The sequence below is a fragment of the Rhodanobacter sp. Root179 genome, assembly GCF_001428465.1.
GTDB lineage: Bacteria > Pseudomonadota > Gammaproteobacteria > Xanthomonadales > Rhodanobacteraceae > Rhodanobacter.
Genome location: NZ_LMHR01000082.1, coordinates 36407 through 59690, shown reverse-complemented (window position 1 = coordinate 59690; position 23284 = coordinate 36407). Strand labels below are relative to the sequence as shown.

Below are 23284 nucleotides of genomic sequence, written 5' to 3'. Positions count from 1 at the left end.
ACAAAAAAGAAAACCCCGCCGAGGCGGGGTTTTCTTTTGTCGTGCCTTGAGCGGGGAACTCAGAAGTCCATGCCGCCCATGCCACCCATGCCGCCGCCCATGCCACCGCCGTGGCTGTGGCCTTCGTCCTTCTTCGGCAGCTCGGCAACGATCGCCTCGGTGGTGATCGCCAGGCCGGCCACCGACGCGGCGTGCTGCAGGGCCGAACGGGTGACCTTGGTCGGGTCCAGGATGCCCATGGCAACCATGTCGCCGTACTCGCCGCTGGCGGCGTTGTAGCCGAAGTTGCCGGTGCCTTCCTTGACCTTGTTCAACACCACCGACGGTTCTTCGCCGGCGTTGGCGACGATCGCGCGCAGCGGCGCTTCCAGCGCGCGGCGGGTGATCGCGATGCCCAGGTCCTGGTCGGTGTTGTCGCCCTTCAGGCCTTCGACCGCCTTCAGCGCGCGGATCAGCGCCACGCCACCACCGGGGACCACGCCTTCCTCGACCGCTGCACGGGTGGCGTGCAGGGCGTCTTCGACGCGGGCCTTCTTTTCCTTCATCTCGACTTCGGTAGCCGCACCGACCTTGATCACGGCCACGCCGCCGGCCAGCTTGGCCACGCGTTCCTGCAGCTTCTCGCGGTCGTAGTCGGAGGAGGTCTCCTCGATCTGCGCCTTGATCTGGCCGATGCGCGACTGGATCTTCTCGGCCTCGCCCGCGCCGTCGATGATCGTGGTGTTTTCCTTGGTGATGACGATGCGCTTGGCGCGACCCAGATCGTTGATCGTGGTCTTCTCCAGCGACAGGCCCACTTCCTCGGATACGACCTGGCCGTTGGTCAGCACCGCGATGTCTTCCAGGATCGCCTTGCGACGGTCACCGAAGCCCGGCGCCTTGACGGCGGCGACCTTGACGATGCCGCGGATGGTGTTGACCACCAGCGTAGCCAGTGCCTCGCCTTCCACTTCCTCGGCGACGATCAGCAACGGCTTGCCGGCCTTGGCGACGGCTTCCAGCACCGGCAGCAGCTCGCGCACGTTCGACACTTTCTTGTCGTGGATAAGGATGTACGGGTCGTCCAGCTCGACCTGCTGGCTCTGCTGGTTGTTGATGAAGTACGGCGACAGGTAGCCACGGTCGAACTGCATGCCCTCGACCACGTCGAGCTCGTTCTCCAGGCCCGAGCCTTCCTCGACCGTGATCACGCCTTCCTTGCCGACCTTCTTCATCGCGGTGGCGATGATGTCGCCGATGTTGGTGTCGGAGTTGGCGGAGATCGTGCCGACCTGGGCGATTTCCTTGTCATTCGCGGTCGGGTTGGAGAGCTTCTTCAGCTCGCCCACGGCGGCCACGACGGCCTTGTCGATGCCGCGCTTCAGGTCCATCGGGTTGATGCCCGCGGCGACGGCCTTGAGGCCTTCCTGGATGAACGCCTGTGCCAGCACGGTGGCGGTGGTGGTGCCGTCACCGGCGACGTCGGAGGTCTTGGAAGCGGCTTCCTTGACGATCTGCGCGCCGAGGTTCTCGTACTTGTCGGCCAGCTCGATCTCCTTGGCAACGGACACGCCGTCCTTGGTGATCGTGGGGGCGCCGAAGCTCTTCTCGAGCACGACGTTGCGGCCCTTCGGGCCCAGGGTGACCTTGACGGCATTGGCGAGCGTGTTCACGCCCTTGAGGATGCGCGAGCGGGCGTCTTCGCCGAAACGGACTTCTTTAGCGGCCATAAAATTTTTCCTTGAAAAATTTTGAATAAGTAAGGGGAAACGTCACGAAAGAGCTGCAAGAAGGAGCCAAGGGCGACCGGGAGCGCGGCTTTCGCGCTACACCACCAGGCTCCAGTTCAATCAGCCCTCGATAACGGCCACGATGTCGTCTTCCTTCAGGAACACGAGCTCTTCGCCGTCGATCTTGATTTCCTGGCCGGCGTACTTGCCGAACAGCACCACGTCGCCGGCCTTGAGCGACATCGGACGGACCTTGCCGTCGGCCATGATCAGGCCGGTACCGGCGGCGACGACCTTGCCGCGGGTCGGCTTTTCGGTGGCGCTGTCGGGGATCACGATGCCGCCGGCGGAGACGCGCTCTTCTTCGAGGCGCTTGACGATGACGCGGTCATGCAGGGGACGCAGTGTGCTCATGGAGGACTCCAGCTGGTTCAAACAGTTGATGGACAAGGACTTGCAGAGCCCGGACGGCAGCTCTGTTAGCACTCGATGGTAATGAGTGCCAATTCTACGCAGATAGCATCCCGCAGCAAGAGTGTTCGTACGCGGGGATGGACAGCACATTGGGCGAACCCGGCAGCGTTTCAAGGGCGCGGCGGTGAATCACCTCGCGCAAGCTCGGCTACGCTGCCGGCATGACCATGACCGATCCCGCCACCGTCCTGCTCTGCCATTGCAGCTGCCCCGACCAGGCCTGCGCCCGCCAACTGGCCGAAACGCTGGTTGGCGAACGGCTGGCCGCCTGCGTCAACCAGCTGCCGGGCGTGCAATCGACCTATCGCTGGCAGGGTGCCGTCACCACCGACAGCGAGGTGCTGCTGCTGATCAAGACCACCGCCGGTCGTTTCGAGGCGCTGAAGGCGCGGCTGCTGCAACTGCACCCTTACGAACTGCCGGAACTGGTCGCGGTGCCCGTGACCCACGGTCACGACGCCTATCTGGACTGGGTGCGTGCCAACGTCGCAGGGGGATTCGCGGCGACTGGGCCATAATGGTCATCCACCCGCGCGGCGCGCGGGCCGCACTGTTCCCGGAGTCGTGATGCGATCAATGCTTGCCGGCCGGATGGCCGTTCGCCTGCTGATCGGGCTGAGTCTGCTGTTTGCCATGTTGCCCGCGTTCGCCCAGGACACGGCCGAACTGCTGCCGGTGACCGAGGCCTACAAGCTCAGCGCCGATGCCGGCACGCCCGGCGTGCTGAAGCTGCACTGGACGATCGCGCCGGACTATTACCTCTACCGCGGCCGCATGAAGTTCAAGGGTGGCGATGGCGTCAGCCTGGGCACAGCGCAGTTGCCCGACGGCGAGAAACATCACGACGAATACCTCGGTGACGTGGAGACCTATCACCACGGCGTCGACGCCAGCATTCCGTACACCGTGGCCGCCGGCACCGATCGCCTGCGGATCAGCGTGCAATACCAGGGCTGCCACGAAGTCGATCCGAAGATCTGCTACCCGCCGCATACCGAGAAGCTCGACTTGCCGCTGCCCGCCGATGGCGCCGCCGCGGCGGCCCCCGTCGCCGGCTCGCTGGGCGCCGCGCTCGGCCAGCTCGGCAGCAACAGGATCGAGGCCGTGGCGGGCACGGTCGGCGCGCCGCTGCCCGCCGAACAGGCCTTCCGTTTCGAGGCGCTGGCGCAGAACCCGCACCAGTTGCTGCTGCGCTGGACGATGCCCAGGGGTTACTACCTGTATCGCGACCAGACCACGCTGAAACTCGAAAACGCCGGCGGCCTCGCCCTGAAACCCGCGTGGCCGGCCGGTACCGCGCACCACGACGAGCACTACGGCGACGTCACCGTGTATTTCGACCAGGTCGAGCTGCCGGTGGCGGTCGAGGGCGACCTCGGCGACGCCAGAGCGCTGACCCTGCTGGCCAGTTTCCAGGGTTGCCAGGACGGCGGCCTGTGCTATCCGCTGATGACCCGCCGCGTGAACCTCGATCTTGGCAGTGGCGCCACCGTCACCGGCCAGACCACCGAAACCCCGCCGGAACTGCCACCGGGCAATGCTGATTCGGTTCCGGCTGACTCGGTTCCGGCTGACTCGGTTCCGGCCGACTCGGTTCCGGCCGGCCCGGCCCCGCTGCAAGTGAGCCTGATCGCTGCCCTGTTGCTGGCGCTGGGCGGCGGCCTGGTGCTGAACCTGATGCCGTGCGTGCTGCCGGTGTTGTCGATCAAGGCCGTCAGCGTGCTGGAAAGCGCGGAAAGCCACGCCGCGGCGCGCCGTCACGCACTGTTCTATACCGCTGGCGTGCTGTGCAGTTTCGCGGCACTCGGCCTGGGCATCCTGGCCCTGCGCGCGGCGGGGCATGCGCTGGGCTGGGGCTCGCAACTGCAACAACCCCTGGTGGTCGGCGTGCTCGCCTGCCTGATGCTGGCGGTCGGCTTGTCGATGTCCGGCGTGGTGCAGTTCGGCGCCTCGCTGGGCAATACCGGCGCCAGCCTTGCCGCGCGCTCCGGTCCGGCCGGCGACTTTTTCACCGGCGTGCTGGCCGTGGTGGTGGCCAGCCCGTGCACCGCGCCGTTCATGGGCAGCGCGCTGGCCTATGCCTTCGCCGCACCGATGGTTTCGGCCCTGCTGGTGTTCCTGATGCTGGGCGTCGGCCTGGCGCTGCCGTTCCTGGCGGTGGGCTTCGTCCCGGCGCTGGGCCGTCTGCTGCCACGGCCGGGACGCTGGATGGAAACGCTGAAGCAGGTGCTGGCCTTCCCGATGTACCTCACCGCCGCGTGGCTGGTCTGGGTGCTGGCCAATCAGCGCGGCGCCGACGCTGTCGGCCTGGTGCTGGTGGCGATGGTGCTGCTGGCGATGACCCTGTGGTGGTTCGAGCGCAGCCGCTCGCGCGGCGCGATCAGCAAGCTCGCGGTGGTGGTGCTGGCCATCGCCACCGTGGTGCCGATGGCCCTGCTCGCCCACGTGCCGCCGCCGTCGGCCAGCGCGGCGATCGAGGAAGGCGTGGTCGCCTACAGTCCGGAAAAACTGGCCAGCCTGCGCACCGCCGGCACGCCGGTGTTCGTCGACATGACCGCCGACTGGTGCGTCACCTGCAAGGCGAACGAGCACACCGTGCTGGACACCGACGCCTTCCGCGCCCTGCTCAAGCGCACCGGCGCGGTCTACATGAAAGGTGACTGGACCGACGTCAACCCGACCATCAGCGCCTTCCTGCAGCAATACAACTCGCCCGGCGTGCCGTTGTACGTGGTCTTCCCGAAGAACGGCGGCCCCGGCAAACAGCTGTCCACCGTGCTGACCCGCTCGATGGTCGAGCAGGCGCTGACGGAAGCGGCGCGCTGATGCTCAGTCGCGGCAACTGGACCATTCTCGGCCTGGCCGCGCTGGCCGCCGCGGTCGGCGGCTACGCGCAGCACCACCTGCAGACGGCCCCGGCCGCAGCGGTGACCACCGCGGCTTCGACCATCATCGGCCAGCCGTTGCCGGCGCTGAGCCTGCCCGACCTGGATGGCAGGCTGCATGATCTGGGCGAGTATCGCGGACGCCGCGTACTGATCAATCTGTGGGCCAGCTGGTGCCTGCCCTGTCTGCAGGAAATGCCCGCGCTGGTCAAAGCCCAGCAGAAATTCGGCGATCATGGGGCGATCGTGATCGGAATTGCGCTGGACGAGCCAGCTCACGTTCGGGCCTTTTTGGCCGCACATCCGGTGAATTACCCGATCTTGATCGGCCAACCGGAATCGCCGGGCACGTCGCTGAAACTGGGAAATACCCTGCGGAACCTCCCTTACAGCGTGCTTGTCGCCGACGATGGGCGCATTTTGGCCACACATGCGGGAGCCATGACCGCCGATCAGATGGAGCAGTGGCTGGCTCCCTGATCCACGCGTCGTCCGAAGGCGGCCGACATACGGTTACGCACGGGAACCCGGCGCTTCTCCGTCAAACATCGCCGATCTGCGGCGAACTGGACAAGACTGCTGGGGGCGCGCACACTGCGCCCGTTCCGGGGCGTCCGGACGCGGCCTTGGACAATGACGTTGGCGAAAATCCTGGTCCTGCATGGACCCAACCTCAATTTGCTGGGCGCCCGCGAACCGGAGATCTACGGTCACGAGACGTTGACCGACATCAACCAGCAACTGGCCGAGCGCGCGCAAGCCGCGGGGCACGAACTGGTCTGGTTCCAGTCCAACGCCGAGCATGAACTGATCGGGCGGGTGCACCAGGCCCGTGACGATGGCACGGCGATGATCCTGTGCAATGCCGGTGCGTTCACGCACACCAGCATCGCGCTGCGCGATGCGTTCGCCGCCACGGCCATTCCGTTCATCGAGGTACACCTGTCCAACGTCTTTGCCCGCGAGCCGTTCCGCCACCACTCCCATCTTTCCGACATCGCGGTCGGCGTGATCTGCGGCTTCGGCGGCAACAGCTACCGGCTGGCGCTCGACGCGACGCTGCAACGGCTGCAAACCGCCGCCACGGCCTGAGCGCCGGCGACCCACCCACTCATCTTCCAGCCACCCGCGCGTGGCATGACTGACCAAAGGCTGATCCGATGGATTTGCGCAAAATCAAGAAACTGATCGACTTGCTCGAGGAATCCAACCTCGCCGAACTGGAGATCAAGGAGGGCGAGGAAGTCGTCCGCCTGTCGCGCGTGCCGAAGAACGCCGCGCCGGTCGCCGCCGCCCCGGCGGTTGCCGTCGCTCCGGTCGCCGTCGCCGCGCCCGCCCCGGTGGCGGCCGCCGCGGCAGAGCCGGCACCGTCCTCTGCACTGCCCGCCGGCACCGTGATCAAGGCGCCGATGGTCGGCACCTTCTACGCCTCGGCTACCCCGGGCACGCCCGCCTTCGTCAAGGTCGGCCAGCAGGTCAAGGCCGGCGAGACGCTGGGCATCATCGAGGCGATGAAGATGTTCAACCAGATCGAAGCCGAAGTCGCGGGCACCGTCCAGGCGATCCTGGTCGAGAACGGCCAGCCGGTGGAATTCGACGAACCGATGTTCGTGATTGCCTGAGGGCCGGGAATCGGGAATGGAGAATGGGGAATCGTTCAAGCGGCCGCATGAGGGTCTGCAGGTGTGGCAAGACGCCATGCACCTCGTCGAAGCGATCTACGAACTTTCCGCAGGATTCCCAGACACCGAGCGTTTCGGCCTCACATCACAAATTCGCCGCGCCGCAATCAGCATTCCCTCGAACATCGCCGAAGGCGCGGCTCGTCGATCCAGACAGGAGTACCAGCGCTTTCTCTCGATTGCCCGGGGCTCGTTGTCGGAATTGGATACCCAGTATCAGATCGCGATCCGGTTGGGCTTTGCACAGGAGTGCCAACCCGTGAACGACCTCACCAATCGCGTTTTCGCAAGAATTACGGCATTGCTCAACGCACTCGAAAAGCCCAAGGGGGCGCGATGAACATGATGTTGATCTTCCCATTCCCCATTCCCGATTCCCGATTCCCATGCTAGAAAAAGTCGTCATCGCCAATCGTGGCGAAATCGCGTTGCGCGTGTTGCGCGCCTGCCACAGTCTGGGCATCAAGACCGTGGCGGTGCATTCCACGGTGGATCGCAACCTCAAGCACGTCGGCCTGGCCGACGAGTCGATCTGCATCGGCCCGGGGCCGTCGGTCGACAGCTACCTCAACATCCCGCGGATCATCGCGGCGGCGGAGATCACCGACGCCCAGGCGATCCACCCGGGTTACGGCTTCCTGTCCGAGCGCGCGGATTTCGCCGAGCAGGTCGAGCAGTCCGGTTTCATCTTCATCGGTCCCACCGCCGACGTGATCCGCCTGATGGGCGACAAGGTCGAGGCGATCAAGGCAATGAAGGCGGCCGGCGTACCGTGCGTGCCAGGCTCCGGCGGCCCGCTGGGCGAGGATGTCGACACCAACATCAAGATCGCCCGCGAGATCGGCTACCCGGTGATCATCAAGGCTGCCGGTGGCGGCGGCGGCCGCGGCATGCGCGTGGTGCGCACCGAGGCGCACCTGGGCAACTCCATCGTGATGACCAAGCAGGAGGCCAAGGCGGCGTTCGGCAACGACGTGGTCTACATGGAGAAGTTCCTGGAGAACCCGCGCCACGTGGAAATCCAGGTGCTGGCCGACGGCCAGGGCAACGCGATCCACCTGGGCGAGCGCGACTGCTCGATGCAGCGCCGCCACCAGAAGGTGGTCGAGGAAGCTCCCGCTCCAGGCATCACGCCCGAGCTGCGCGCCGAGATCGGCAAGGTCTGCGTGGATGCCTGCATCCGCATCGGCTACCGCGGCGCCGGCACGTTCGAATTCCTGTTCGAGAACGGCCGCTTCTACTTCATCGAGATGAACACCCGCATCCAGGTCGAGCACCCGGTGACCGAGTGGATCACCGGCGTCGACCTGGTCCGCGAGCAGTTGCTGATCGCCGGCGGCGAGAAGCTGTCGATCAGGCAGGAAGACATCGTGATCCGCGGCCACTCGATCGAGTGCCGCATCAACGCCGAGGACCCGGACACCTTCATGCCGAGCCCGGGCACGGTGAAGCGCTTCGAGGCGCCGGGCGGCCCGGGCGTGCGCGTCGACACGCACCTGTACGACGGCTACCGCATTCCGCCGAACTACGATTCGATGATCGGCAAGCTGATCGTGCACGGCCCCGACCGCGCCACCGCGATCGCCCGGATGCAGCTGGCGCTGGCGGAAACCGTGATCGAAGGGGTGAAGTGCAACATCCCGCTGCAGCAGAAGATCATGGCCGACGTCGGCTTCCAGCATGGCGGGCAGAACATCCACTACCTCGAAAAGCGCATGGCCGAGCAGAAGGAGAAACGAGAAGTGAGTGCGGAGAAGTGAGGTGTGAGTAAAGGCGGCTCTCAACCGCCCTCACCCTGACGCCCGCCCCGCCTTCTCTCTTTTCTCACTCCTCTCCACTCACTCCTCGCCCATGCCCTTTCTCGAACTCTCCCTGGTCGTCCGCCTCGAACAGCAACCCGGCGCGGAAGAAGCGCTGGAGGATCTCGGCGCGCTGTCGATCACCTTGCGCGACGCCGATGCCGAAACGCCGGACGAACAGGCGATCTTCGAACCCGGCGTGGGCGAGTTGCCGCTGTGGTCGACGATCACGCTGAATGCGCTGTTCGATGAAGACGCCGACCGTCGCGGCCTGGCCGCGGCGCTGGGCGAACTGCTGCCATGGCTGGAACCGGACCAGCTGAGTTTCAGCGAGGTCGCCGACCAGAACTGGGAACGCGTCTGGATGGACCAGTTCAAGCCGATGCCGTTCGGCCGGCGCCTGTGGATCTATCCATGGAACATCGAACCGCCGGCTGACGACGACCTCGTCGTCGTCCGGCTCGATCCCGGCCTCGCCTTCGGCAGCGGCACCCATCCCACCACGGCACTGTGCCTGGAATGGCTGGACGGCCTCGACCTCGTCGGCAAGACGATCACCGACTACGGCTGCGGCTCGGGCATCCTGGCCATCGCCGCGCTGAAGCTCGGCGCGAGCAGTGCGGTCGGCGTCGACAACGATCCGCAGGCGCTGGTCGCCTCGGCCGACAACGCCGGGCGCAATGGCGTGGACAAGCAGCTCGCGCTGTTCCTGCCGCAGAACGTGGACGCCCCGCCAGCGGACGTGTTCATCGCCAACATCCTGGCCGGTCCGCTGGGCGAGCTCGCGCCCATCTTCGCTGCCGCCGCCAAGCCCGGCGCGCCGTTCGCGATCTCCGGCATCCTCGCCGGCCAGCAGGACGAACTGCTGCAGCGCTACGCCGAATGGTTCGAGGACCTGCGCGTGGACACACGCGAGGACTGGGTGCGCATCAGCGGACGTCGCCGCGGCTGAACCGGCGATGCAGGCTTGACGGCGCGATCACCCTGCTAAGCTTGGCCGATACCGATTCAAAACGGCCTGCATGTATACCCAATGCCCCGAATGCCTGTCCGTGTTCTCGCTGGATGCGCCGACACTCGCCAAGGCGCACGGCCACGTCGTGTGCGGCCATTGCCATGCCGGTTTCGACAGCCTGGCCACGCTCGCCGAACAGCTGCCGCCTGAACCCTTCGTCGAGTTGCCGCTCAACGAACCCGCGTTCGAACCACCGCTGCTCGACCTGGTGGTCTATCGCCCGCGCCCCGAGCCGACGCCCGTCGTCGTGCTCGGCGAAACGCCAGTCACGGTCGCCTCGCAGGCGCCAGTGGAAGACTTCTCGCAACTGGTGTTTGCGCCGCGCTTTGCACGCGAGTCGAAGGCCCAGGCGCCGAAGCGAACGGAGCGAAGGGAACGGCGGCACCTGTCGTCATCCGCCGAACGGCGCTGGCCATGGGTACTGGCCTGCAGCCTGCTGACACTGGCGCTCGGCGTCCAGCTGGCCTGGGCCAAGCGCAACGACCTGATCCGCGATCCGCTCACCGGCGGCTGGCTGCGCAGCACCTGCGCGACGCTGGGCTGCGAGCTGCCGCTGGTCGCCGCACCGGGACGGCTGCGGCTGCTGGCCAGCAACGTGCAGGCGCACCCGAGTGTCGCCCACGCGCTGATGATCAGCGCCAGCGTGCGCAACGATGCCGCCTTCGCCCAGCCGTACCCGGTGCTGACGGTCACCTTGTCGAACGCGCAGGGCCAGCGCATCGCGATGCGCCGGCTGCAGCCGGAGGAGTACCTGGACGACACCTCGATCCTGCGCAGCGGGCTGTCGCCCGGGGGCACGGCGGTGCTGCTGCTGGAGGTGGAGGACCCGGGCGACAACGCGGTGGCGTTCGAGCTCGGTTTCGAATGAAGGCATCCGTGGTACTTAAAATTATCCGCCCGCGCGGGTAGACTCGGTTCTTCGCGTCTGCATGCCTCGACCGCATGCAACAGGCGCCACGAAGCACCAGCATCATCCATAACCATTCGCGACGGCCCATGCAGTCGTCGTTTCGTACGTGAGGGAAAATGTCCGTGAATGCCGTAAGACTGCCTGCTGCCGAGCCCGCCAGAGCGGCCTCGTCGCAGAACGCAGGTTCGCCTGGCGCCAGCCACCATGGCCAGAGTGCCCTGAGCGAATGTGTCACCCGCACGGTACGTCGCTATCTGGCCGATATCGGCGACACCGAGTGCGCCGAAGGCCTGCACGCGCTGGTCCTGCGCGAGGTGGAGGTGCCGCTGTTGCGCGAGGTGCTGGCGTTCCACGACGGCAACCAGAGCCGCGCCGCCAGCGCGCTCGGCATCAACCGCGCCACGCTGCGCAAGAAGCTTGCGGCGCACGGCCTGCTGTAATTCCCGCCCGCAAAAGCCGGCCTGCGTTTGGCCGGCTATAATGACCGGCTTTCCCCCTACGGAAACCCGCTCATGCCCGCTCCCCAGCTCGTCCCGGTTCGTCGCGCCCTGCTCAGCGTCTCCGACAAGACCGGCCTGATCGACCTGGGTCGACGCCTCGCCGCGAAAGGCATCGAACTGCTCTCCACCGGCGGCAGCGCGAAGGCGCTGCGCGATGCGGGCATCGCGGTCACCGACGTCAGCGACGTCACCGGCTTCCCCGAAATCATGGACGGCCGGGTCAAGACCCTGCATCCGAACGTGCACGGCGGCCTGCTCGGTCGCCGCGGCACCGACGACTCGGTGATGGCCGAACTCGGCATCGCGCCGATCGATCTGCTGGTGCTGAACCTGTACCCGTTCGAGGCGACGGTGGCCAGGCCGGACTGCACCCTGGAGCAGGCGATCGAGAACATCGACATCGGTGGCCCGGCGATGCTGCGTTCGGCGGCGAAGAACTGGAACGACGTGGGCGTGCTGACCTCGCCCGGGCAGTACGACGCGGCGCTGGCCGAGATCGAACAGCACGGCGGCCTGACCCGCGCCACCCGCTTCAGTCTGGCGGTAACGGCATTCAACAACGTGTCGAACTATGACGGCGCGATCAGCGATTACCTGTCGGGCCTGCAACTGGACGAGACCCAGCAGACGATCGCCGGCCACGCCACCTTCCCCGCGCAGATCAACGGCCGCTTCACCAAGCTGATGGACCTGCGCTACGGCGAAAATCCGCACCAGCAGGCGGCGTTCTACAGCGACCTGTATCCCGCCGCCGGCACGCTGGCCACCTTCCGGCAGCTGCAGGGCAAGGAGCTTTCGTTCAACAACATCGCCGATGCCGATGCCGCGTGGGAATGCGTGCGCAGCTTCGTCAAGCCGGCCTGCGTGATCGTCAAGCACGCCAACCCCTGCGGCGTGGCGGTGAGCCTGGACGGCATCGGCAAGGCCTACGACCTGGCCTTCCAGACCGATCCCACGTCCGCCTTCGGCGGCATCATCGCGTTCAACCGCGAAGTGGATGGCGCCACCGCGAAGGCGATCGTCGAGCGCCAGTTCGTCGAGGTGGTGCTGGCGCCGGCGTATGCGGACGAAGCGCTCAAGGCGTTCCACAAGAAAGGCAACGTGCGCGTGCTGGTCATTCCGATTCCGGAGGACGGCAACCTGCTCGGCGCGCATCCGGGCGGCCATTCCAAGCGCGTGGGTTCGGGCCTGCTGGTCCAGAGCGCCGACACCGGCATGATCACCGCCGCCGACCTCAAGGTGGTGACCCGCAAGGCGCCGACCGAAGCGCAGATCCACGACCTGATCTTCGCCTGGAAGGTGGCCAAGTTCGTCAAGTCCAACGCCATCGTCTACGCCCGCGACCGCCAGACCATCGGCATCGGCGCCGGCCAGATGAGTCGCGTCTACAGCGCGAAGATCGCCGGCATCAAGGCGGCCGACGAGAAGCTCGAAGTGCGTGGTTCGGTGATGGCATCGGATGCGTTCTTCCCGTTCCGCGACGGCATCGACGCGGCGGCCGCGGCGGGCATCAGCGCGGTAATCCAGCCGGGCGGCTCGATGCGCGACGCCGAGGTGATCGCCGCCGCCGACGAGCACGACATGGCGATGGTGTTCACCGGGATGCGCCACTTCCGCCACTGAACGTGACGGAAGCAGGTCCGGCATTGAGTCCGGGCGCGGACAGGCGCACGCTCGGCATCCACCCTCAGGCGGGAGGCTGCCATGCATTACCAGCTGTTCTACTGGAGCGGCATCCAGGGTCGCGGCGAATTCGTGCGGCTGGCGCTGGAGGATGCCGGCGCCGCTTATGACGACATCGCCCGCGAGCAGGGCGACGATGTCATGGTGCAGTATCTCGACGGTGTCCACGAGGGTCCGCTGCCGTTTGCGCCGCCCTTCCTCAAGGCCGGCCGACTGCTGATCGCGCAGACGGCGAACATCCTGCACTACCTCGGGCCGCCGCTCGACCTGGTGCCGGACAGCGAGAGCCGCCGGCTGCTTGCGCAGCAGTTGCAGCTGACCATCGCCGACCTGGTCGCCGAAGTGCACGACTCGCATCACCCGGTCGCCGTCGGCCTGTACTACGAAGAGCAGCGCAGCGAAGCCGCCCGCCGCGCGGCTGACCTGCGCGAGACGCGGCTGCCGAAGTATCTCGACTACTTCGAACAGGTGCTGGAACGCAGCGGCGGGCATCACGCCCTGCACGCGCACTCGTACGTCGACCTGTCGCTGTTCCAGCTTATGAGCGGGCTGGAGTATGCGTTTCCGCGGGCGATGCAGCGCATCGGCCGGCAACTGCCGCTGTTGCGGGCACTGAAGGAGCGGGTGGCGCAACGACCACGCGTCGCCGCCTATCTCGCCTCGCCGCGACGCCTGCCATTCAACGAGAGCGGCATCTTCCGCCACTATCCGGAACTGGACGATCCGGGCTAGGCGACCCAGGCGAACAGCGCCGAGCCCGGCGCGGACGGCTACCAGCTTTCACCCAGTTGCCCAGGGCATCCCCACTGTCGGCACCGGCGTGGCCGGATGCCGGTGGAGCGCGCCCGTCAGTGACCGGTGTCGTTCGGCGTGGTGTCGTCCGACTCTGCCGGCGGCCGCGCCTTGCCCCACTCCAGCACCTTGTACATGACCGGGCCCACCGGCTTCTGGCCATGCTCGTCGACCAGCCGACCCTGCGGGTCGACCATGTAGGTCTGGGCGATGCCGCTTTTCGGCGTGATCACGACCATGTAGACACGGCCGTTGCGGCTGTATTCCTGGATGCTGTTGTCGCCCTCCTGGCGCACCCGCACTTCCGGCGTCACTTCATCACGCGGATGCCGCGCGCCATCGTCGTGCATCGCCGGCAGGGTCTGCGGCTTCAGGTTCAGGGACTTCGCGGGCGCGCTGGTGGCATGCCCGGTCTTCGTCGCGGCCTTCTTCGCCGCCGGCGGACTCACGGCCTTCACTCCCGGGTCGTTGAGGCCCGGCGGCGGTGGCACGCTCGTCGATGGAGCGGATTGCGCCAGTGCATTCGAGCCCGGCAGGCTCGCTGCGAACAGGAAGCTGGCGGCAGCCAGCAAGGCAACGGTCTTCATGGCGGCAACCTCGTTCGGGGAGGGCAGCATAACAGCGCGGCGCGCCCGCTTTCGTGAAGCGCGGCGTTTCGTCCTGCATGCGAGAATGGCCGACACTCTTCCCCGGACCCGCCGGCCTGCAACATCCGGCGCGACGGCTCCGCCCAGGTCATCATTGCCATGCCCAAGCTCATCCTCATCGACGGCTCTTCCTATCTGTACCGCGCCTTTCATGCGCTGCCGCCGCTGACCAATGCGCATGGCGAGCCCACCGGCGCACTGTTCGGCGTGGTCAACATGCTGCGTGCCACGCTGAAGGCGAAACCGGAGTATCTGGCCTTCGTCAGCGACGCGCCCGGGCCGACCTTCCGCGACGCGCTGTACGACCAGTACAAGGCGAATCGTCCGCCGATGCCGGACGACCTGCGCGCCCAGGTCGAGCCGATGCTGGCGATCGTCGGCGCGCTGGGCTTTCCGATCCTGCGCGTGGGCGGCGTCGAGGCCGACGACGTGATCGGCACGCTGGCGATGCAGGCGCACGAACTGGGCATCGAGGTGGAAGTGTCCACCGGCGACAAGGACATGGCCCAGCTGGTCGGACCCCACGTCACCCTGATCAACACCATGAGCAACACGGTGATGGACAGCAACGGCGTGATGGAGAAATTCGGCGTGCGGCCGGATCAGATCATCGACTTCCTCGCGCTCACCGGCGACGCCATCGACAACGTCCCGGGCGTGCCCAAGTGCGGCCCCAAGACCGCCGCGAAGTGGCTGGCCGAATACGATTCGCTGGACGGCGTGATCGCCAACGCGGACAAGATCGGCGGCAAGATCGGCGAGAGCCTGCGCGAGGCGCTGCCGCGGCTGCCGCTGTCGCGCCAGCTGGTCACCATCAAGACCGACGTGCCGCTGGAATTCGGTCCTACCGAACTGGCCCAGCGCGATGCCGACGTGGCGCAGCTGCGCGAGCTGTACACGCGCTACGAGTTCAAGGCCGCGCTGAAGGAGCTGGATGGCCAGGAGCCGGGCATCGGGGATCTGGCAGGGGCAGTTCCTGACGGTCGTCGGGCATCGGGCATCCATGCCGCGCCCGGCATCGATCAAGCCACGGCTGCCAGCAGCCCTGCCGCGCCTGATGCCGCGTTGTCCGCACCGGGTGACTACGAACTGGTCACCACCCGGCCGCAGTTCGACGCGTGGCTGGAAAGACTCCGCGGCGCCGAACTGATCGCCTTCGACACCGAGACCACCAGCATCGACGCGATGCGCGCGGACATCGTCGGCATCAGCCTGGCGGTGGAGCCGGGCAAGGCCTGCTACATCCCGCTGGGCCATGACTATCCCGGCGCACCGAAGCAGCTCGATCGCGAAGAGGTGCTGGCCGCGCTGAAGCCGGTCTTCGAGGATCCGTCGCGGCCCAAGCTCGGCCAGCACGCGAAGTACGACATCAACATCCTGTCGCACTACGGCATCGCGGTGCAGGGGCTGGCGCACGACTCGATGCTCGAGTCCTACGTGTGGAACGCCACCGCCACGCGCCACGACATGGATTCGCTGGCGAAGAAGTACCTGGGCTACGAGACGATCAAGTACGAGCAGGTCGCCGGCAAGGGCGCGAAGCAGATTTCATTCTCCCAGGTGGACCTGGACACCGCCTGCCGCTATGCCGCCGAGGACGCCGACATCACCCTGCGCCTGCACCATGCGCTGTGGCCGAAGCTGGAGAGCGTGCCGTCCTTGCGCGACGTGTACCGGAACATCGAGATTCCGCTGGTGCCGGTGCTGGCCGAGATGGAACGCCGCGGCGTGCTGATCGACGGCGACGAACTGCGGCGGCAGAGCCAGCAGCTGGGCAAGCGCATGCTGGAACTGCAGCAGCAGTCGTACGCGCTGGCCGGACGCGATTTCAACCTGGATTCGCCCAAGCAGTTGCAGGCGGTGCTGTTCGACGAGCTCGGCCTCGAAGCGAAACTGAAGACGCCCACCGGCCAGCCTTCCACCAACGAAGAAGCGCTGGAGGCGATCGCCGAGACCCACGAGCTGCCGCGGCTGATCCTCGACTACCGCGGCCTGGCCAAGCTGCGCAGCACGTACACCGACAAACTGTCGGGCATCGTCAATCCGCGCACCGGCCGCGTGCACACCAGCTACCACCAGGGTTCGGTGGCGACCGGGCGGATCTCTTCCTCCGACCCGAACCTGCAGAACATCCCGGTGCGCACCGAAGAGGGTCGGCGCATCCGCCAGGCCTTCATCGCGCCACCCGGCTGGAAGGTGATGGCGGCGGACTATTCGCAGATCGAGCTGCGCATCATGGCCCACCTGTCCGGCGACGAAGGCCTGCTGCGCGCATTCCATTCCGGTGGCGACGTGCATCGCGCCACCGCGGCCGAAGTGTTCGGCGTGGCGCCGGAGGAGATCACCACCAACCAGCGCCGCGCGGCCAAGGCGATCAACTTCGGCCTGATGTATGGCATGAGCGCGTTCGGCCTGGCCCGCCAGCTCGGCGTGGACCGCGGTGAGGCCGGCGACTACATGGGCCGCTATTTCTCGCGCTATCCCGGCGTGCGCGCGTTCATGGATGCCACCCGCGAACAGGCCCACCGCGACGGCTACGTGGAAACCATCTTCGGCCGCCGGCTCTATCTGGAGAACCTCAACGCACGCAACCAGGGCCTGCGCCAGGGCGCCGAGCGCGCCGCGGTGAACGCACCGATGCAGGGCAGCGCGGCCGACATCATCAAGCGCGCGATGATCGCCGTGGCCGCGTGGCTGAAGGATCGCGACGACGTACACATGCTGATGCAGGTACACGACGAACTGGTGTTCGAGGTGCGCAGCGAGGCGACCGAGGAAGTGCGGGCGGCCGTGGTCGAGCGGATGTCCGGCGCCGCGGCGCTGGCGGTGCCGCTGCTGGTCGACGTGGGCGTGGGCGCCAACTGGGACGAGGCGCACTGAGCGGCGTTCCCGTTAATTTTCCATGAGACTGAATCGCCCGTAAATTTCCCTGGAGGCCTTGCAACTTTTTCGATCCACCCCACTCTAATCCCACGGATGCACGCAACGGCATCCGCGGCGCGCTCACCTCCCTGAGCCGCCACAGGCACGAACCTCTCCCCTGGGTCTTCGTGTCTGCCCGCCCCGGAGGCTCCCCCTAGCCTCCGGGGCTTTTTTTGTCTGCCGTCCGTGCTCCGACTGCCCACGGGGCTGCCGCCTCACCTGTACGTTTCATGCACACCGGCGCACGGCATACTCCGGGGCACACTCATCAAGGGGGAACTCCATGCGCACAGGTCTGATCATCGTCGGCATCATCCTCGTCGCCGCGGGCATCTGGGTGGTGGCCGGCCATGCCTTCTACCAGGACACCGACACCCTGGTGCAGATAGGTTCGGCCAAGCTCACCGCCACCCACGACAAGGGCGTGCCGCAATGGATCGGCATTGCCGGCATCGTGGTCGGCGCGTTGCTGGCGCTTGGCGGCTTCATGCAGAAGCGCTGACCTGCTGGCTTCGTTCTTCCGAAAACCGCCGCCTTCGCGGCGGTTTTCCTTTGTGCCCACTACAATGGGCACGATGGATGTCTCGTACCTGATCGACCCGCTCAACGACGCGCAGCGCGAAGCCGTCTGCGCCCCTCCCGGCCATTACCTGGTGCTCGCCGGCGCCGGCTCGGGCAAGACCCGCGTGCTGACCCACCGCATCGGCTGGCTGACCCAGGCCGAGCGCGTGCCGCCGTGGGCGATCCTCGCCGTCACCTTCACCAACAAGGCCGCCGGCGAGATGCGCGCGCGGCTGGAAGCGCTGATTCCCGGCGGCACCCAGGGCCTCACCGTGGGCACCTTCCACGGCATCGCGCACCGCCTGCTGCGCCGGCACTGGCGCGAGGCGGGCCTGCCGGAAACGTTCCAGATCCTCGACGCCGACGACCAGCTGCGGCTGGTCAAGCGCGTCGTCGCCGGGCTGGGCCTGGACGATGCGAAATATCCGCCGCGCCAGGCCTGCTGGCAGATCAACCAGTGGAAGGACGAGGGCAAGCGGCCGGACGGCATCGAACATCGCGACCATCCGGTCACGCATACGTTCGTGAACATCTACAAGGCCTACGAGGACGCCTGCCGCCGCGCCGGGCTGGTCGACTTCGCCGAACTGCTGCTGCGCGCGCACGAGCTGTGGCTGAAGAACCCGGCCGTGCTGGAGCATTACCAGCAGCGCTGGCGGCACCTGCTGATCGACGAATTCCAGGACACCAACACGCTGCAGTACGCGTGGATCCGCGTACTCGCCGGTAGTGTCGGCAAGGTCTTCGCGGTCGGCGACGACGACCAGTCGATCTACGGCTGGCGCGGCGCCAGGGTCGAGAACATGGCGCAGTTCCTGCGCGACTTCCCCGGCGCGCGCACGATCAAGCTGGAACAGAACTACCGCTCCACCTCGACCATCCTGAAGGCCGCCAACAGCGTCATCCAGCGCAACGGCAGCCGCCTCGGCAAGGAATTGTGGACCGCCGGCGACGACGGCGAGCGCATCGCGCTGTACGCCGCCTACAACGAGCAGGACGAGGCGCGCTTCGTGATCGAGCGCATCCGCGAGTACATCGACGAGCACGGCTCGGCGAAGGACTGCGCGATCCTGTATCGCTCCAACGCGCAATCGCGCAACTTCGAGGAGCAGCTGGTCCAGCGCAACATCGGCTACCGCGTCTACGGCGGCCAGCGCTTCTTCGAGCGCGCCGAGGTGAAGGACGCGCTGGCTTATCTGCGCCTCACCGCGAACCGGCACGACGACGCCGCGTTCGAGCGCGCGGTGAACACCCCGCCCCGCGGCATCGGCGATCGCACGCTGGACGTGCTGCGCCGCCGCGCCCGCCACGACGATACGTCGATGTGGGAAGCGGCACTGCTCGAGCTGGCCGGCGGCAGCGAACTGGCCGGGCGGGCGAAGAACGCGGTAAAGGCGTTCCTGGCGCTGATCGACGGGATGGCGCGCAGCTTCGCGGGAAGCGGGAATGGGGAAGCGGGAATCGGAGAAGCCGATGCCGCGCTTCCCGCTGTTGATCCTCCCATGCCCGACTCCCCATTGCCGACTCCCGGCCTCACCCTGGCCGAACAGATCGACCACGCGATCACCCACACCGGCTTGCGCGATTTCTACGAGAAGGACTCGCGCGGCAACGCCGAGTCGCGGGTGGAGAACCTGGACGAACTGGTCAACGTGGCCAGCCGCTTCGAGCGCACCGCCGAGGACATCGACGCGGGCCTGAGCGAACTCTCCGCGTTCCTGTCCCACGCCACCCTGGAAGCGGGCGAGAACCAGGGCGAAGCCTGGGACGATTGCGTGCAGCTGATGACGCTGCACTCGGCCAAGGGGCTGGAGTTTCCGGTGGTGTTCCTGGTCGGCATGGAGGAAGGCCTGTTCCCCAGCCAGCGTTCGGTCGACGACGAAGGCCGGCTGGAGGAGGAACGCCGGCTCGCCTACGTGGGCATCACCCGCGCCCGCGAAAGGCTGGTGGTCACCCACGCCGAATCGCGTCGCATGCACGGCACCGAGATGCTGGCGCGACCGTCGCGTTTCCTCGGCGAAATGCCGGCCGAACTGATCGACGAAGTGCGCCCGCGCGTGCACGTGACCCGACCGATGTACAGCGGCCGTCCGCGCGAAACATCGTCGTCGCTGGAAGAAACGCTGCCGGTGAAGCTCGGCCAGCGCGTCAGTCATCCCAGTTTCGGCGAAGGCGTGGTGGTCAGCGCCGAGGGCAGCGGGGCGCACACCCGGCTGCAGATCAATTTCGAAGGCGTGGGCAGCAAGTGGCTGGTGGCCGCCTACGCGAATCTGACGACGCTGTAGCGGCGTTACCCGGGCAACCTCGGTAGTCCGTGCGCGTCACGCTCCTCGATCGCGATCGGATGCGTGTCCGGCTGCATCGGATTGGCGGTCTGCGCCAGCGGCGTGACGACGTCACCACGGGTGAACGCCAGCGCGTTGCGATAGCAGCGTTGCGCCTGGGCGGCGTCACCCTGGCCGGCGAAAGTGTCGCCCAGTGCTTCCCACGCGGCGGCGCCCGGCGCCAGCGCCAGGGAGCGCTGCAGGTACTGATGGGCCTTGCCCCAGACCTTCAGCCGCACGCACATGCGGCCCAGCGTGAGCAGCAGGTTGGCGTCGTTCGGATGGGCGTCCAGCCAGCCTTCGGCGCGACGCAGGCGCGCCTCCACGTCATCGCCGGACAGGCTGCCGTAGGTTTCGATCAGCAACGGCGACCACTCGCGGCGCAGCGCGGATTCCACTTCATCCATGGCCGGCAGGGTCAGGCCGAAACCGGCGGCGCGACGCGCGTAGGCATCGATCACGGCCGGCACCCGCCGCTGCGGCTTGGGCCATTGCGACCACATCGCGTTCAGCGTGGCCCCGTCGGGCGTGGCGTTCAGCGTGGCAACCAGCACCTGCGCCTCCAGCGCGGCATAGGCACGATGACCCAGCGCGCCGCTCTTCTGCAGCGGCGCCAGCGCCTCACGGGCGCGACGGGTGTCGCCGGTGGCCAGCGCGGCCTGCACCAGTTCGCGCCAGCCGCCGGGAGTCAGCGTGCCCTTGTCCGATTCGGGCAGCAGCAGGGCCAGCGCTTCGGCCGGCTTGCCTTCGCGACGCAACACGCGGGCGCGCAGCACCCGTGCGGCCTGCGGCACCGACTGCGCCGCCTGGTCCAGCGCTTCCAGCGCGCGGCCGGGTTCGCCACGGCGCAAAGCGGCTTCGGCCGAGGCGAGCAGGGCCGGACCACGCAGGCTGTCCAGCCGCGAGGCACGATTGAGATCACGTTCGGCATCGCCGTGGCGACCTTCGATCAGCGCGATCAGGCCAGCGCCGAGGCGCTGCTGGCTGAGTCGCCGATGCCGCCGCGAGAGCGCGCCGAACGGCCAGCGCAACAGGCGCCACAAGGTGGTCAGCACGGCCCACGCCAGCAGCAGGATCACCAGCGCGGCGACCATCGTGGTTTCGATCTTCCAGCCACGCAGGCGCAGCAGCACGTAGCCGGGGTCCTCCGCCACCCAGTGCCAGCCGAATGCGGCCAGCGCGGCGGCGAGCACCGCCAGCAACACCCCGTACCAGAGCCTCATGGCTGCGCCTCGGCCGGCGCTGCGCTGCTGCTGGACGATGCCGGACCCAGCGCATGCACCGCGCGCAGGTTGCGCAGTTCGGTCAGCGCGGCGCCGAGCTGTACCGACGGCTTCGCCGGCAATTGCGCCGCCAATTGCCGCAGCGTGGCGCGCGCCTGCTGCACGGCGGGCGCAGCGGCGTCGAACTGGCTGGCCAGGGCGGCGTCCGTGCGCTGCAGGGCTGCGGCGTAGTCCTTGCTGTCGTAGGCCAGCAACGCTGCCTGTGCCTGCGCCAGGTCGAGCGTCGCCAGCTCGCGGGCGAGACGCGCGTCGGCGACGGCCAGCGGCGCGCCGTTGTCGCGCTGCACGCTGACCACGCTGGCCAGCGCGCGACGAATCCGCGACCAGGTGTCGGCGCCGACGGCGGTGCCGCTGTCCAGCGGCTTCAGCGGCAGCGTGGCCAGCTCGCCACGCAAGGCCAGCAACTGTTGCAGGGCGGCGGCCTGGCTGGCCGGCTGGCTCCTGGCCAGGGCCTCGCGCTCGGCTTCGATGCTCTGGCGCAGCCCGCCGAACGCGCCGTCGTTGACCGCGGCCAGGGTCTGGTCGGCCAGCGCATAGGCGGCCGCCGCGCCCTGCGCGTCGTGGAACAGCGTGTAGCGTTCGCTGGCCATGCGCAGCAGCGATTCGGTTTCGTCCAGCAGCATGCCGTCATGGCCACTGAGACTCTTCTCGGCAAGCCGGGCCACCGCGTCCTCGACATGGCGGGTCCGTTCGGCCTGGCCCAGCAGTTCCTCGCGCAGCGAACGGTTGACCTGGGCCGCATCGTCCAGCCGCTGGTTGAGGCTGCCGCGCTGCTCGCCCATGGCGGTCAGGGTGGTCTCCAGGGTCTCCACGCGCTGCTGCAGGCTGGCCACGTTCCGCGTGTCGACCGCCGCGCCCTGCTCCTGCTGCCACTGGCGCCAGCCGACGTAGCCGGACGCGCCCACCGCGACCAGCGCCAGCAGGATCGCCAGCGCCAGCGTGCCGCCACCACGGGGGCGTGGTGCGGGGCGATGGGAAGCCGGCCGTGTCGGGCGCAGCGGCGGTTCGACCAGCACCGCATCGGGCGCGACGGGTGCGGAACGGGCGCCCTCGGGCGCGGCGGGCTCGTTGGGCATGTCGTGGTTGCTCATGAGCGCATGCTAGCAGCCCATACGCGCGCGTTCGTAGCACGCGGATGTGAAGATTCCCTCAACCGGCCGTACCGGCCTCGGCCAGCAGGTCGGCGGACACCGCCGAAGCCGCCACGCGGATGCGCCGGAACCCGGCCGCCCGCGCCGCCTCGGCCAGGCGTTCGCTGCTGACGACCGCGGTGGCCGCGCACAATCGCGCCCATGCCGGCGCCGGCAGCAACTGCTGCAGGTTGTGCAGGGCCTCGGCACTGGACAGCAGCACCCGCGCCGAGGCGGGCAGCTGCAGCAGCGCTTCCACGTGGCGACGATCGAGTCGCGGCGGCACGCGGTGGTAGACATGCAGCTCGCGCAGACGCGCGCCCCGCGCCGCGAGCTGCTCGCGCAACACGCCGCGACCGCCCGGCGCGCCGATCAGGGCCACCCGGCGTCCGCGCAACGACTGCAGCTGGGGAAGTTCCAGCAGCCCCTCGCTGTCCTGCCGACGCGGGGCCAGCGGCGCGGCGACACCGTGTCGACGCAAGGCTTGCGCGGTGCCCTGGCCCACCGCCAGGACGCACGCAGCGGTGCGCAGCGGCAGCAGCGCCGCGGCATGACGGACCGCGGCGGGGCTGGTGAACACGATCAACTCATCGGCCAGCGCGGCGCGCATGCTCGCGCGCACCGCGTCCGCATCGGGTGCGGCACGCAAGCCCATTCCGGGCAGGCGCAACGGCACGCCGCCCAGCGCGCGCACCTTCCGCGCCAGCGCGGAGGCGGTGCCCGCCGGACGGGTGATCACCACGATCCGGCCATGCAGGTCTGGGGTTTTCCGGCTGGATGGTTGCTGCATCCGCGCACCGCGCACGCTCACTGTCATGGCTCCAGTGTAGCGGTGGCTCAGGATGTTCTGATCTATTCAGCGCAGGCGGCATGACGTCCAGAAGGCCCGCAGGTGGCAGTGCGCGGTGCCGGCAAGGCTGGCCGCCTTGGCAAGCCGTGCGCTGCCGCCTGGGGGCCTTCTGGACGTC

21 protein-coding genes are annotated in these 23284 nt (G+C 67.7%); 15 read left to right on the top strand and 6 right to left on the bottom strand.

Features of this window, described 5'->3' with window-relative positions:
- Positions 1-59: 59 nt before the first annotated feature.
- Entirely contained in the window at positions 60-1709 is a 1650-nt protein-coding gene (gene groL / locus ASD82_RS11825) for a chaperonin GroEL (protein ID WP_056718027.1), read from the bottom strand.
- A gap of 120 nt (positions 1710-1829) precedes the next feature.
- Positions 1830-2123: a co-chaperone GroES gene (locus tag ASD82_RS11820; protein ID WP_007806603.1), complete on the bottom strand. Its 294-nt coding sequence runs from the start codon at positions 2121-2123 to the stop codon at positions 1830-1832.
- A 221-nt stretch (positions 2124-2344) separates the two neighbouring features.
- Between ASD82_RS11820 and cutA the strand changes: the two genes are divergently transcribed.
- The 12 genes from cutA to ASD82_RS11760 all read left to right on the top strand — a co-directional run bounded on the left by cutA (position 2345) and on the right by ASD82_RS11760 (position 13389).
- A complete protein-coding gene (gene cutA, locus ASD82_RS11815) occupies positions 2345-2701 on the top strand; it encodes a divalent-cation tolerance protein CutA (protein WP_056718026.1) in 357 nt (118 codons plus the stop codon).
- Positions 2702-2750: 49 nt separating this feature from the next.
- Complete coding sequence (locus tag ASD82_RS11810; RefSeq protein WP_056718025.1) at positions 2751-5009, top strand: protein-disulfide reductase DsbD; 2259 nt, start codon at positions 2751-2753, stop codon at positions 5007-5009.
- Positions 5009-5548: a TlpA disulfide reductase family protein gene (locus ASD82_RS11805; RefSeq protein ID WP_056718024.1), complete on the top strand. Its 540-nt coding sequence runs from the start codon at positions 5009-5011 to the stop codon at positions 5546-5548. The genes ASD82_RS11810 and ASD82_RS11805 overlap by 1 nt, the downstream gene beginning before the upstream one ends.
- A gap of 159 nt (positions 5549-5707) precedes the next feature.
- The gene (gene aroQ, locus ASD82_RS11800; protein WP_056718068.1) at positions 5708-6160 is read left to right on the top strand and encodes a type II 3-dehydroquinate dehydratase; all 453 of its coding nucleotides are present in this window, start codon (positions 5708-5710) and stop codon (positions 6158-6160) included.
- Positions 6161-6228: 68 nt separating this feature from the next.
- Positions 6229-6690 carry an acetyl-CoA carboxylase biotin carboxyl carrier protein gene (accB, locus tag ASD82_RS11795; protein ID WP_056718023.1) on the top strand — a complete coding sequence of 154 codons (462 nt, stop codon included), beginning with the start codon at positions 6229-6231 and terminating at the stop codon, positions 6688-6690.
- 16 nt (positions 6691-6706) lie between these two features.
- Positions 6707-7090, top strand: a complete 384-nt coding sequence (locus ASD82_RS11790; protein WP_056718022.1) for a four helix bundle protein — start codon at positions 6707-6709, stop codon at positions 7088-7090.
- A 46-nt stretch (positions 7091-7136) separates the two neighbouring features.
- Positions 7137-8510, top strand: coding sequence for an acetyl-CoA carboxylase biotin carboxylase subunit (gene accC / locus ASD82_RS11785; protein ID WP_056718021.1), 1374 nt, complete (start codon positions 7137-7139; stop codon positions 8508-8510).
- Positions 8511-8601: 91 nt separating this feature from the next.
- The gene (gene prmA, locus ASD82_RS11780) at positions 8602-9501 is read left to right on the top strand and encodes a 50S ribosomal protein L11 methyltransferase (RefSeq protein ID WP_056718020.1); all 900 of its coding nucleotides are present in this window, start codon (positions 8602-8604) and stop codon (positions 9499-9501) included.
- 70 nt (positions 9502-9571) lie between these two features.
- Entirely contained in the window at positions 9572-10432 is an 861-nt protein-coding gene (locus tag ASD82_RS11775) for a zinc-ribbon and DUF3426 domain-containing protein (RefSeq protein ID WP_056718019.1), read from the top strand.
- Positions 10433-10590: 158 nt separating this feature from the next.
- Entirely contained in the window at positions 10591-10914 is a 324-nt protein-coding gene (locus ASD82_RS11770; protein WP_050981427.1) for a helix-turn-helix domain-containing protein, read from the top strand.
- Positions 10915-10986: 72 nt separating this feature from the next.
- Positions 10987-12597: a bifunctional phosphoribosylaminoimidazolecarboxamide formyltransferase/IMP cyclohydrolase gene (gene purH / locus ASD82_RS11765; RefSeq protein WP_056718018.1), complete on the top strand. Its 1611-nt coding sequence runs from the start codon at positions 10987-10989 to the stop codon at positions 12595-12597.
- Positions 12598-12678: 81 nt separating this feature from the next.
- On the top strand, positions 12679-13389 hold the full coding sequence (locus ASD82_RS11760; RefSeq protein ID WP_056718017.1) for a glutathione S-transferase: 711 nt from the start codon (positions 12679-12681) through the stop codon (positions 13387-13389).
- A gap of 116 nt (positions 13390-13505) precedes the next feature.
- Here the strand turns inward: ASD82_RS11760 and ASD82_RS11755 are convergent, their stop codons facing one another.
- Positions 13506-14036 (bottom strand): DUF2782 domain-containing protein, encoded by a 531-nt coding sequence (locus ASD82_RS11755; RefSeq protein WP_056718067.1) that lies wholly within the window; start codon positions 14034-14036, stop codon positions 13506-13508.
- Between the two features lie 159 nt (positions 14037-14195).
- Here ASD82_RS11755 and polA point away from each other — a divergent pair, with 159 nt between their 5' ends.
- The 3 genes from polA (at position 14196) to ASD82_RS11740 (ending at position 19864) form a co-directional block, all read left to right on the top strand.
- The gene (gene polA, locus ASD82_RS11750) at positions 14196-16976 is read left to right on the top strand and encodes a DNA polymerase I (protein ID WP_056718016.1); all 2781 of its coding nucleotides are present in this window, start codon (positions 14196-14198) and stop codon (positions 16974-16976) included.
- 325 nt (positions 16977-17301) lie between these two features.
- Positions 17302-17520, top strand: coding sequence for a hypothetical protein (locus ASD82_RS11745; protein ID WP_056718015.1), 219 nt, complete (start codon positions 17302-17304; stop codon positions 17518-17520).
- Between the two features lie 73 nt (positions 17521-17593).
- Positions 17594-19864 (top strand): 3'-5' exonuclease, encoded by a 2271-nt coding sequence (locus tag ASD82_RS11740; RefSeq protein WP_056718066.1) that lies wholly within the window; start codon positions 17594-17596, stop codon positions 19862-19864.
- Between the two features lie 5 nt (positions 19865-19869).
- On the opposite strand, the gene ASD82_RS11735 is transcribed toward ASD82_RS11740, so the two are convergent.
- From ASD82_RS11735 to ASD82_RS11725, 3 genes are read right to left on the bottom strand one after another with little or no spacing between them, the layout of a single operon-like run.
- On the bottom strand, positions 19870-21126 hold the full coding sequence (locus tag ASD82_RS11735) for a heme biosynthesis HemY N-terminal domain-containing protein (protein ID WP_056718014.1): 1257 nt from the start codon (positions 21124-21126) through the stop codon (positions 19870-19872).
- On the bottom strand, positions 21123-22277 hold the full coding sequence (locus tag ASD82_RS11730) for a uroporphyrinogen-III C-methyltransferase (protein ID WP_056718013.1): 1155 nt from the start codon (positions 22275-22277) through the stop codon (positions 21123-21125). Before ASD82_RS11730 ends, ASD82_RS11735 begins: the two co-directional genes overlap by 4 nt.
- 58 nt (positions 22278-22335) lie before the next feature.
- Positions 22336-23106 carry a uroporphyrinogen-III synthase gene (locus ASD82_RS11725; protein WP_056718012.1) on the bottom strand — a complete coding sequence of 257 codons (771 nt, stop codon included), beginning with the start codon at positions 23104-23106 and terminating at the stop codon, positions 22336-22338.
- Positions 23107-23284 lie beyond the last annotated feature (178 nt).